Genomic DNA, 11446 nt, shown 5'->3' on the forward strand with positions numbered 1-11446 from the left:
TTCTCTATAGAAAAAAGAATATGATATCTATGCAAAATCATGTATTTTACTTATGAAATATCAAGACTTATAATGAAAATACAGAAGGGGGATAGCACATGAATGAATTGACAAAATATACACAATTTACCAGGCCATCCAGAGAGCTGATTGAGCGTTTGCGGACGTTTACAACTCCTGAGATCTGCGATGGCGCAGGTTTGTATCATTCGATGGATTACCGGATCAAACCATGGATCGGCAGTAAAAAAATTGTCGGACCGGCGGTGACTGTCGATGTACCGAGCGGAGAGGGAAGTATTGTTTCCGATGCGATCTTGGAACTTCAGGAAGGAGATGTGCTGGTAATTGCCGGAAAAGGCAATTGCGACTGTTCCTATTGGGGGGATCACCGGAGTATCTGTGCAGGACTTTTAAAGGCAGAGGGTGTCGTGATCGATGGAGCTTTTCGGGATCTGGAGGGCTGCAAAGAGGCTGACTTTCCGGTTTATGCCAAAGGACTTACCTGCGGGACTGCAGCAAAAAACGGTTTGGGAGCGATCAATGTTCCAGTCAGTTGCGGAGGTGTCAGTGTAAAACCGGGAGATATTGTAATCGGAGATGTCAATGGAGTCTGTGTTATTTCTCAGGAAGAAGCAGAAGCTGTTATAGAGCGCGCGCTGAAAAAAATTGAAATGCAGCAGTACACACTGGCTGAGATGAATCATACAGGTAAGGTTTTTACAAAAATGCTGAAAAAGTAAAAAAGGAAAAGCAAAGGAGAGGATTCACATGGGGATGAACATTACAAAAAAAATTTTATCTACACATCTGGCAGCACCGTCTGATATGGTTCCGGGAGAGGAAATTCTTCTGAAAGTAGATCAGACTCTGACTCACGATATCAATGCAGTTATGACATACCTTGCGTTTGAACAGGTAGGACTGGACCGGATCCGTACAGAATGCAGCGTCAGCTATCTGGATCATAACTTGTTGTATCTGGACAATAAAACTCCGGATGATCATATATATTTGCAGTCCGTAGCAAAACGCTATGGTGTCCATGTATCCAGACCGGGTAATGGTATCTGCCATGCAGTTCAGGTAGCTCGGTTTGGTGCTCCGGGCAAGCTCTTAATGGGCGGCGACAGCCATACTCCCCACGGCGGTTCCATCGGTATGCTGTGTATCGGCGTCGGCGGCATGGATATCGCAACGGCAATGACGGGTGTTCCCATGCGTTTAAAGATGCCGCAGATTATCAAGGTGAATCTGACCGGTCATTTACAGCCTGGCTGCAATGCGAAGGAAGTCATTCTGGAAATGCTGCGCCGTGTCGGCATCAAGGGCGGTCTCGGAAAGGTCTTTGAGTATGTGGGACCGGGCGCAGCCACCTTAAGCGTGTCTGAGCGTGCCAGCATCACCAACATGGGCGCGGAGATGGGAGCAACCACTTCCATTTTCCCGGCGGACGAGCAGGTAAGAAAATTTTTGAAGGCTGAGAAAAGAGAAGAAGAGTTTACGGAAATTCTGCCGGATGAAGATGCTGAGTACGATGGTGAAATAGAGCTGAACTTAAGTGATCTGGTTCCGCTTTGTGCATGCCCACATCAGCCGGACAATGTTATTCCGTTAAAGGATGTGGAAAAGAAAAAGGTGCAGCAGGTATTTATCGGAAGCTGTACCAATTCCAGCTATTCAGATATTGCAAAAGCAGCACTGGTATTCAAGGGCAGACATGTGAATGAAGATGTGAGCTGTACCTGTGCGATCTCCTCAAAACAGATTTACAAGCTTCTGATGCGTGACGGTTATATTGATATGCTTCTCGACGCTGGTGTAAGACTTCTGGAACTGGCGTGCGGACCATGTTGTGCGATTGGACAGTCACCGGCAACCAAAGGAGTTGCAGTCCGCACCTCGAACCGAAACTTTAAGGGGCGAGCAGGCAATCCGACCGCGGAAATTTATCTGGTAAGCCCGGAGAGTGCAGCAGCAACCGCAATCACTGGTACCTTTGCAAGCGCGGAGGATATTCTGGGAAGTGATCTGGCTATTCTGGCAGAAGTAAAAGAACCGGAGGAGTTCCCGGTAGATGATTCCATGATCATTGAGCCGCTTCCGGAGGAAGAAGCAAAGAAGGTCGAAATCGTGCGTGGACCGAACATCCAGCCGCTTCCAATCCCGGATGCGCCAGAGCAGCATTTAAAAGCACAGATCAGCTTAAAGACTGTAGATAATATTACAACCGACGATATCACCCCGGCCAGTGCAGAGTTTTCCAGTATGCGTTCGAACATTCCGCTTATGAGCCAGTATTGCTATCATCGCTATGATCCGGAATTTGCGGCCCGCGCAAAGGCAATGGGCAAGAGCATTATTATCGGCGGAGAAAACTATGGACAGGGTTCTTCCCGTGAGCATGCAGCCATCAACCCGATGTATCTGGGCGTCAAGATGATAATTGCAAAGAGTATTGCGCGCATCCATAAAGGCAACCTGATTAATCATGGCATTATTCCGATGGTATTTGCAGACCCGGCAGATTACGACAAATTGGACCAGCTGGATGAACTGGAAGTGGATGGTCTGCTGGATCAGATGAAAACAAGAGAAGTGACGATCAAGGATCTGACAAAGGGAAATTCCTTTAAGGCAAAACTGGAATTGTCTGACAATGAACTGGAGGTTATTCTTTCCGGAGGTCAGCTGCGTCACCTGCAGAAGCAGTTAAAAGAAATGGAGGAGAAATAATATGAGAACGTTTAAGACAGTATTTATGCGTGGCGGTACCAGCAAGGGTTGTATGTTTCATAAAGAAGATCTTCCTGAAAACCGGGACGAGTGGGACAGCATTTTCCTTCAGGCAATGGGAAATCCGGATCCAAAGCAGATTGATGGCATGGGCGGCACGGTTTCTTCCAATAATAAAATTGTCATTGTCTGGAAAAGTGAAGAACCAGGCATTGATGTAGAGTATCTGGTTGGTCAGGTCATTGTTGGCAAGAATCAGGTGGATTATAAATCAAACTGCGGCAACATGACTGCTGCTGTAGGACCGTTTGCAGTGGAAGAAGGAATGGTGGCAATTACAGAGCCAGTTACTACGGTTCATATGTTAAACCGCAATACGGACAAATACATCGATGTGACGGTTCCGATCGATCCAGAGACAAAGACCTTTGCACAGGAGGGAAATTGTGCGATTGCCGGTGTAGATGGAACAGCTGCGGAGCTGAACGTGAAGTTTTTAAATCCGGCAGGTGCAAAAACCGGTAAGCTGCTTCCGACCGGAACTTGTGTGGAAACATTAGATATTCCTGGGTTTGGTCAAATCGAGGCAACGATTTTGGATGTATCCAATCCAATGGTTCTGGTAAAGGCGGAAGATATCGGTATGACAGGAACAGAACTTCCGGAAGAAGTGAATGGAAATAAAGAGGTATCTGATCTGTTAGAGAAGATCCGTGGTGTTGCGTGCTGCAAAATGGGATTTGCAAAGGATTTAAAAGATGCTACAGAAAACAGCCCGGCGGTACCGAAGGTTGGATTTGTGACTGTTCCGAAATCCTACACTGATATTTCCGGAGCAGAGGTTCATGCAGAAGATATGGATGTATGTGCAAGAGTAATTTCCGTATTTAAGTGCCATAAAGCGTGTCCTTTGACTTCTGCAAGCGCAATCAGTGTAGCAGCAGCGATGAAGGGCTCTGTGGTAGAAAAGCTACTCCGCAGCGTTGGCAATGCAGAAAGTGTACGCATTGGTCATCCGAGTGGAATTATGACCATGGTTCCGGAACTGAAAGAGGAAAATGGAGAACTGAAATTGCCGAGTGTAGGTGTTCAGAGAACTGCACGTCGTATTATGGATGGAACTCTGTATATCCGAAAATAGAAATTGTTAGCTTTTCCAGATAAATGAAAATGCCGCAAAGTGTGCAAAATAGCATTTTGCGGCAGTTTTTTAACCAAAAATCGGAGGATGAGGAAATGGTAACTTTAATAAATCAAGGAGTTGTGCTTTCTGCTGATGGCAGTTTTGCTGCAACAGAAGATGCAGCATTGCAGGCCGAAGGAAAAACGAAGACGATGGCTTACCAGGTATTAAAATCACATAATCACAGTGATAATATGGATCGGCTTCAATTGAAGTTTGATGCATTGGTATCGCCGGACAACAACTACGTAAACATTCTGCAGACAGCAAGAGCAAGCGGGATTAAAAAGTTCCCAGTGCCGTATGTATTATCAAACTGTCACCACACCCTCTGTGCGGTGGGCGGAACGATCAATGAGGATGATCATGTATTCGGCCTTGGAAACGCGAAAAAATATGGCGGTATTTTTGTCCCACCATACCGCGCAGTCCTTCATCAGTACATGCGTGAGATGATGGCAGGCGGCGGCAGAATGATCCTTGGCTCGGACAGCCATTCCCGCTATGGTGCACTTGGCACAATGGGAATTGGAGAGGGCGGCGGTGAAGTAGCGAAACAACTGCTTGGCCGTACTTATGATATTGCTTATCCGCCGGTTCTGGCTGTGAAGCTGACCGGAACACCAAGACCTGGTGTGGGACCGCAGGATGTGGCCCTGGCACTGATCGCGGCAACCTTCCAGAACAACTTTAATAAAAATAAGGTATTGGAGTTTGTCGGAGACGGGGTATTGAATCTGAGCATGGAATACCGAATGGGAATTGATGTCATGACAACCGAGAGCGCAGCACTTTCCAGTATCTGGTGTACTGATGAAAAGACGGAAGAATTTCTGACAGGTCATGGACGCGGCGACGCTTACCGCAAAATGCAGCCGGAGACAGGGGCGTACTATGATGGACTGATCGAGATTGATCTTTCCAGTGTAGAATGTATGATTGCGCTGCCCTTCCATCCAAGCAATGCCATGCCAATCCGCGAGTTTAAAGAGCGGATGCCGGAGGTGATCCGTGAAGTGGAAGAAGCCGGAAACAAGATCAAAGGAAATCACGGTGAGCCGTTCTCCATTCAGTCTCATATGAGGAATGGCGAGTTTTATGTCGATCAGGCCCTGGTCAGCGGCTGCAGCGGTGGTTTGTTTGAAAATATTGTGGCTATGGCGGATATTTTAAAGGGTTATGGCATTCCGGGAAGTGGTTTAAATCTGGGTATCAACCCGGCCAGCCTTCCTGTTATGGCAGATCTTATGAAACAGGGAATCGCCGGAGAACTGGCAGTCAGCGGCGCAACGCTGCGTCCGTGCATCTGCGGTCCGTGTTTTGGCGTGACAGATGTTCCGGCCAACAATCAGGTCAGCATCCGCCATATGACGAGAAACTACCCGAACCGCGAGGGCTCCAAACCGGGACAGGGGCAGATGGCCTGTGCCTGCCTGATGGACGCCCGCTCCATTGCAGCTACGGTAAGAAACGGCGGTAAACTGACGGCAGCAACTGATCTGGACGTAGAATACAGGACTCTGAAGCACCATTTCGATGCAAAAATTTATGAGAATCAGATATTTAACAATTTCGAAAAGGGTGACGATACCGTAGAACTGACGATGGGACCAAATATCGCAGACTGGCCGAAGATGCAGCCATTGACAAAGCATTTACTGTTAAAGACAGCAGGCTCTTATCATGGTTCGGTTACTACCGATGAACTGGTTCCGTCCGGTGAGGCGTCGTCGTTCCGGTCAAATCCGGAAAAAATTTCGGAATATACTATGATCAGCCGTGATCCTGAGTATGTAGGGCGTGCGAAGGCAATCCGGTCACTGGAAACAAAGCGGAGAGAACAGTTTTCAAGCGGACAGGCACGCCCAGTGCAGACAGGAGATGTGGAATTTGATGCTCTGCTGGAAAAACTCACAAAAACACTCGGCTGCCCGGCTTCGGACATTACCTTTGGAAGCCTGATGGTCAGCGACAAGATTGGAGATGGATCTTCCAGAGAACAGGCAGCAAGCTGTCAGAAGGTTTTGGGCGGATTTGCGAATCTGGCAAATGAATATGCAACCAAGCGCTACCGTTCCAATCTGATCAACTGGGGACTTCTTCCTCTGCGAACAGAAGAAAAGCTGGAAATCCCGGTTGGAAGCTATCTGCTTATCCGGGAGGTTGAACAGGTCATTTCGGAATGCAAAAATCCGGTGAAGGTGCAGCTATTGGATGCAGTAACCGGCGATGTAAAAAAAGAAATTTTCTGTACATTAGATACTTTAACAGAGAATGAGAGAAAAATTTTGTTATCCGGTTGTCTGATTAATTATTACCGAAGCTAAGCAAACATTGCGAAAATCTCAAAAAATAGATATAATATAGCCGATAAGACAGGGAAGAACCTTGTACATCAGGAGGAATCGTATGGATTTTCGCGAAATGCTCTATATCACAACGGTTGCGGATTGCCGCAGTATCACGGCTGCGGCACGCAAGCTTTATATATCACAGCCCTCCCTGAGCCATATTGTTTCTAAGGTAGAGCAGGATGTTGGCGTGAAATTATTCGATCGTGGAACTTCGCCTCTTACGATCACATATGCCGGAGAGAAATATGTGGAGACAGCAAGAAAGATTCTGCTCATGAGTGATAATCTGCGAAAGGAATTGATCGATGCAGGACTTGGAGAAAAAGGCCGCATTAATTTTGGTATGCCAACCGAACGGGCTGGTTATATGCTTCCGGCAGTGATCCCGGAATTTAAGAAGCAGTATCCTGGGATTGAATTGCAGGTGATGGAGGCAAAGTCCGATGAACTTCTTCAGGCAATTCTGCGGGATGATATCAGCTTTTACGTAATTCCACGCAGCCAGGGAGAACTTCCGGTTGGATTGAAAGCAGAATCTATTTATCGGGAGCAGCTTCTGCTGGTGGCGGAAGGAAGCATGCTTACAGAAGATATGTTTCTTGATGAGTCGAGTGTCTTGAATATGACAGAAGGTAAGAGGAAAAACAGGTGCGTGAATCTGAGCAAGATGGCAAATCTTCCATTTGTTATGCTTAAAAAAGGCCATGCGATTCGTAAAAAGACAGATCTTGTGTTGCGGCAATATGGCATCGATCCCAAGATTATGATAGAACTATCCAGCTGTATTTCAGCTGTTCAATTGGCTGCAGCGGGATTGGGCGTGGCAATTGTTCCGCAACGGGCAATAGATGCACTTGGCGGAATGGAGCGTTTCAATTGTTATGATTTTTCAGTGACACCGGAATTTTGGAGTGTCAACGCAGTGTATAAGGAGGATATGTATCTCGGGCGGGCAGAGCGTTTTCTGATCGATCTGATGAAACAAAAATTCAATTTGTAAGATGATCTGAATGGAACAGGAGGCTAATTATTTCTTTGATTAGCCTCCTGTTTGATTGTAATTCGATATTTTGTTATTTGTACAGTGCCATAAGCCGTTCCTGAACGGTTGCAATGAACACAAGTCCGGTTACAATCCGTGGATTTTTGATCGTTGTGACATTTTTTAAGTCTGCGGTCATAATACCGTCTTCGACGGTCTCTATTGCAGTTGCTTTTAACTGGCGGCCAAAGTTTTCCAGCTCTTTGTTTTGGTCCAGTTCTCCGCGTTTTTCCAGAGCACTGGCCCAGGCCATAATGATTGCAAGCGGATTCGTGGAGGCTACTCCGCCTTCCAGATAGCGGTAGTAATGGCGGCGTACGGTTCCGTGAGCGGCTTCATACTCGTATTTGCCATTTGGGGATACCAGAACGGAAGTCATCATTGCGGCAGAACCATAGGCAGTTGCAAGCATATCACTCATGACATCGCCATCGTAGTTCTGGCACGCCCATACATAGCCGCCTTGATTTTTAACGGCACGGGATATTGCGTCATCGATTAGGCAGTATTGATATGTGATTCCGGCTTTCTCAAAGGCTTCCATAAATTCGCTCATAAAGACGTCTTTGAAGATTTCGCGGAAGTTCCGGTCATAAACTTTGGAAATGGTGTCTTTTGCAGAAAAAATCAGATCCTGTTTGACATCCAGCGCGTAAGTCATGCAGCAGCGCGCAAAGCTGCGAATGGATGCGTCAAGATTGTGGATACCCTGTGCAATGCCCGGAGAGGTAAAGTTATGGATCAGTTCTCTGGTTTCAGTTCCGTCTTCAGCAGTAAAGACCAGTTCACATTTGCCGGGCTGGTCGATTTTCATTTCAGAAGCGCGGTAAAGATCGCCATACGCATGACGGGCCAGGGTGATTGGCTTCGTCCAGGTCTTGATATACGGTTCAATGCCTTTAATCAGGATTGGGGCGCGAAATACGGTGCCATCCATAATGGAACGAATGGTTGCATTTGGGCTTTTCCACATTTTCTTTAACTGATATTCCTGCATACGCTCCAGGTTTGGTGTGATGGTGGCACACTTCACGGAAACACCGTATTTGTTGGCAGCGTTGGCGGAGTCCACAGTAACCTGGTCGTCGGTACGGTCACGGTTGCGGATACTGAGATCGTAGTAATCGACCATGAGATCTACAAAAGGAAGAACCAGCTTCTCTCTGGTTTCTTTCCAAAGAATTGCGGCCATTTCATCGCCATCCATTTCGACAAGCGGTGTGGTCATTTTGATTTTTTCCATAGAACATGATGCCTCCCTGTTATATTCTTGCGTGTAATGTTTTTTTGATGCATGTTACTGCATGATTCTCCTCTAGTTTACCACAACTAGTTACTTTTGGAAATCCGCATTGTATACTTAATGTCAAATTGAAAATAAGAAAAAACAATGGAGAAAATGAAAAATCTGGCATATTATAATGGAAAGATTACCAAATATTTAAGCGAAATTGGAAAATAATAAGTAAAAAGACGGGCAAGGCCGTCTTCAGGACAGTTCTTCTTTGGCAATGCGAATGAAGAGCTGGTCTGCTTTTGACAGGAAGCCGTCTTTCAAAGAAGTAATGCACATATCCCAATAGGCTTGGTACTTATTATCAATGGATAAGAGCGTAGGGTGATATTCTTCTGATGTAATCTGAGAATATTCCAATGGTACAAATGTAACACCAAGACCTTGTGCTGCAAGGAGCTGAGCGGTTTCGAAATTACGCAGTGTCAGTGGGATTTTGGGGCGTAAGATTCCGGCACACTGAAGTACTTCATCGGTAATCTGACGAATACGCTGTGATTTGTGGAGCATCAGAAATGATTCGTTTTTTAGGAGACGGACATCCAGAACTGGATAAGGGTAACCTTCCTTTGGCTCGGCTTTCTCAATCAGCGGGTGTGTCGGAGAAAGCGCAATTACGAAGGGATCACGCCTCATAATGTCAAAATTGAATTGTGGCTGGGTTCGAATGTCTGCTGGTGTATGCATAATTGCAAAATCCAGTTCACCTGACATGAGCATCTGCTCTAATCTGGAAGAATTTTCTTCGGATATGGTCAACTCAATATTAGAGCATAAGTCACAGAATCTAGGCAAAATTTTCGACAAAGCCAGCGTCCCCAAATGATTTGTCGTTCCCAGATGAATCTTGCCGGTTTTCAGGTTATTGATGTCGCTGACTTCCATTTCAAAATCCTGATAGATCTTTAATACCTGGACAGCCATGTGGTAATAGCGTTCCCCGGCAAAGGTCAGTGTGAGTCCTCCGGCTGTCCGGTTGAACAAGGGTACGCCAACGGAATCCTCAATCCTCTGAATCGACTGGCTTAAGGATGGCTGGGCAATGAAGAGCTTTTTGGCCGCCCGGGATATATTTTTTTCGTCTGCTACCGTTTTTACATATAATAATTCTTTGCTTGTCATGGTTTATCCTTCTTTCGATGTTTCCATAGGAAATTATAATACAAAATGATAAAAAAGTCACTATCACCTATAGCTTTTCTCAAAAAGCCAGTGGGATTGCGGTAGCCCTATTTCAATTCTGGTCATGTTTCTCACGATCTACGCTGTTCGCACGCTGCCGCTGACATTGAGCCGCTAAAGCCCGTAAAGCTTCAAGGTTCGTTTGGCACAACTATTTACTTTTAAAAATCTCCATTGTATACTTACAGCAAAGACATATACGGATTTCATGACAGTGCGATCTGTACTGTAGAAGAATGAAAGTGCAGCAAAGCTGGCTACTGCGGTGAGCTGGGAATCCCGGTAGAGGAGCGTGCATTTACCCTGGAAGAGCTCTACACCGCAGATGAGATCCTGGTGACCAGTACCAGCCATCCGAGCATGCGTGCCATGGAGTTAAACAAAAGGACTGTCGGTATGAAGAATCCGGAACTGATCCAGAAGCTGCGCGATAAATATTTAAGTGAAATCGGGAAATGATCTGCTGTGGCACTTCCTGATAAAAAGCAGAGAGGAAGAATGACATGGAGAGAAAACGAATCCGGGACTTTGGTCTTGTGCCTGGACGCCTACAGACCGGAAAACGAAATAAGATTACGGATGTGCCGGGGGTAAGGGTCGGACACTGCACGGTAAAAACAGAAGAAAATCATACCGGAGTGACGGTGATCCTTCCCGGCTGGGACAATGCATTTGCAAAGAAATATATTGCAGCAGCTTATGTTCACAATGGATTTGGAAAAAGTGCCGGACTGGTTCAGATAGAAGAACTGGGAACGCTGGAGACCCCGATTGCCCTGACGAATACCTTAAATGTAGGAAAGGTATGGGATGCCATTGTGGATATCGTGGTGGAACAGTGTAAGCAGGATGGTCTGGATCCCATGAGCATCAATCCGGTAGTGGGCGAGTGCAATGACTGCCGCATTAATCAGATTCAAAAGCGGGCAGTGGGAACAGCAGAGGTCCGCCGTGCCTTTGCGTCTGCCTCCGATGATTTTGAAGAGGGAGATGTGGGAGCCGGAGCAGGAACGCTCTGCTATGGCCTGAAGGGTGGTATTGGCTCTGCTTCCCGTGTGATCCGTATTGGAGAAACAGAATATACCATTGGAGTGCTGGTCCAGTCAAATTTTGGAGCAACAGAGGATTTTGTGTTAAATGGAGAGGTTGTCGGTGCAAAGATTCTGGACTGGAAGCAGGAAAAGGATGATATGGCAGCATCGGAAGAAGACAAGGGTTCTATCATGAGTATTCTGGCTACGGATCTTCCGCTGACCAGCCGTCAGCTGAAGCGTATTCTTCGGAGAACCGGCGTAGGTATTGCCCGCACGGGCGGCTATAGCGGACATGGAAGCGGTGAGGTCATGATCGGCTTTACCACAGCAAACCGGATCCCATCCAACGAAAAAGAGAAACTGCTTCAAATTCAGGCTATTCCGGAACAGATTATAAACCGGGCGTTTCTTGCCGCTGCAGAAGCAGAACAGGAGGCCATTTTAAATTCCATGACGGCAGCAGAGCACACCCGCGGATGTGCAGGTGAGCTTTACTACAGTCTGTCGCAATATCTTGAAGACAGGAATAAGAAGCAGTGATATATTGGTTGATATTATGCGAACTCATTCCTCGAACAGATACAGAAGATATCCGTAACCCTCTGCTTTCATCTTTGCGTA

At 46.5% G+C, this 11446-nt stretch carries 9 protein-coding genes; 7 read left to right on the forward strand and 2 right to left on the reverse strand.

Annotation, left to right across the window (positions count from 1 at the left end; all coding sequences use genetic code 11):
- Positions 1-98: 98 nt before the first annotated feature.
- The 5 genes from DW922_RS04110 (at position 99) to DW922_RS04130 (ending at position 7273) form a co-directional block, all read left to right on the forward strand.
- Entirely contained in the window at positions 99-743 is a 645-nt protein-coding gene (locus DW922_RS04110) for an RraA family protein (protein ID WP_118725888.1), read from the forward strand.
- Positions 744-771: 28 nt separating this feature from the next.
- Positions 772-2736, forward strand: coding sequence for an aconitate hydratase (locus DW922_RS04115; protein WP_118725889.1), 1965 nt, complete (start codon positions 772-774; stop codon positions 2734-2736).
- Position 2737: 1 nt separating this feature from the next.
- Entirely contained in the window at positions 2738-3877 is a 1140-nt protein-coding gene (locus tag DW922_RS04120; RefSeq protein ID WP_118719653.1) for a PrpF domain-containing protein, read from the forward strand.
- Positions 3878-3972: 95 nt separating this feature from the next.
- Positions 3973-6246, forward strand: coding sequence for a hydratase (locus tag DW922_RS04125; protein ID WP_118725890.1), 2274 nt, complete (start codon positions 3973-3975; stop codon positions 6244-6246).
- Positions 6247-6328: 82 nt separating this feature from the next.
- The gene (locus DW922_RS04130; protein ID WP_118725891.1) at positions 6329-7273 is read left to right on the forward strand and encodes a LysR family transcriptional regulator; all 945 of its coding nucleotides are present in this window, start codon (positions 6329-6331) and stop codon (positions 7271-7273) included.
- A 73-nt stretch (positions 7274-7346) separates the two neighbouring features.
- On the opposite strand, the gene DW922_RS04135 is transcribed toward DW922_RS04130, so the two are convergent.
- Together DW922_RS04135 and DW922_RS04140 are read right to left on the reverse strand one after the other, a co-directional pair.
- Positions 7347-8558 carry an NADP-dependent isocitrate dehydrogenase gene (locus DW922_RS04135; protein ID WP_118719661.1) on the reverse strand — a complete coding sequence of 404 codons (1212 nt, stop codon included), beginning with the start codon at positions 8556-8558 and terminating at the stop codon, positions 7347-7349.
- Between the two features lie 246 nt (positions 8559-8804).
- A complete protein-coding gene (locus DW922_RS04140; protein WP_118719663.1) occupies positions 8805-9731 on the reverse strand; it encodes a LysR family transcriptional regulator in 927 nt (308 codons plus the stop codon).
- Between the two features lie 396 nt (positions 9732-10127).
- Between DW922_RS04140 and DW922_RS18280 the strand changes: the two genes are divergently transcribed.
- Together DW922_RS18280 and DW922_RS04145 are read left to right on the forward strand one after the other, a co-directional pair.
- Positions 10128-10250, forward strand: a complete 123-nt coding sequence (locus DW922_RS18280; protein ID WP_279221316.1) for a hypothetical protein — start codon at positions 10128-10130, stop codon at positions 10248-10250.
- 44 nt (positions 10251-10294) lie between these two features.
- Positions 10295-11365 (forward strand): P1 family peptidase, encoded by a 1071-nt coding sequence (locus tag DW922_RS04145; protein ID WP_118725892.1) that lies wholly within the window; start codon positions 10295-10297, stop codon positions 11363-11365.
- Positions 11366-11446: the final 81 nt, after the last annotated feature.

It is taken from the genome of Clostridium sp. AM42-4, assembly GCF_003480105.1.
GTDB lineage: Bacteria > Bacillota > Clostridia > Lachnospirales > Lachnospiraceae > Brotaphodocola.

What these genes read in the sequence shown, in the direction of transcription:
- DW922_RS04125 (WP_118725890.1), top strand. Translation starts at nt 3,973, where the DNA reads ATGGTAACTTTAATAAATCAAGGAGTTGTGCTTTCTGCTGATGGCAGT.
- DW922_RS04120 (WP_118719653.1), top strand. Translation starts at nt 2,738, where the DNA reads ATGAGAACGTTTAAGACAGTATTTATGCGTGGCGGTACCAGCAAGGGT.
- DW922_RS04115 (WP_118725889.1), top strand. Translation starts at nt 772, where the DNA reads ATGGGGATGAACATTACAAAAAAAATTTTATCTACACATCTGGCAGCA.
- DW922_RS04140 (WP_118719663.1), bottom strand. Translation starts at nt 9,731, where the DNA reads ATGACAAGCAAAGAATTATTATATGTAAAAACGGTAGCAGACGAAAAA.
- DW922_RS04110 (WP_118725888.1), top strand. Translation starts at nt 99, where the DNA reads ATGAATGAATTGACAAAATATACACAATTTACCAGGCCATCCAGAGAG.
- DW922_RS04145 (WP_118725892.1), top strand. Translation starts at nt 10,295, where the DNA reads ATGGAGAGAAAACGAATCCGGGACTTTGGTCTTGTGCCTGGACGCCTA.
- DW922_RS04135 (WP_118719661.1), bottom strand. Translation starts at nt 8,558, where the DNA reads ATGGAAAAAATCAAAATGACCACACCGCTTGTCGAAATGGATGGCGAT.
- DW922_RS04130 (WP_118725891.1), top strand. Translation starts at nt 6,329, where the DNA reads ATGGATTTTCGCGAAATGCTCTATATCACAACGGTTGCGGATTGCCGC.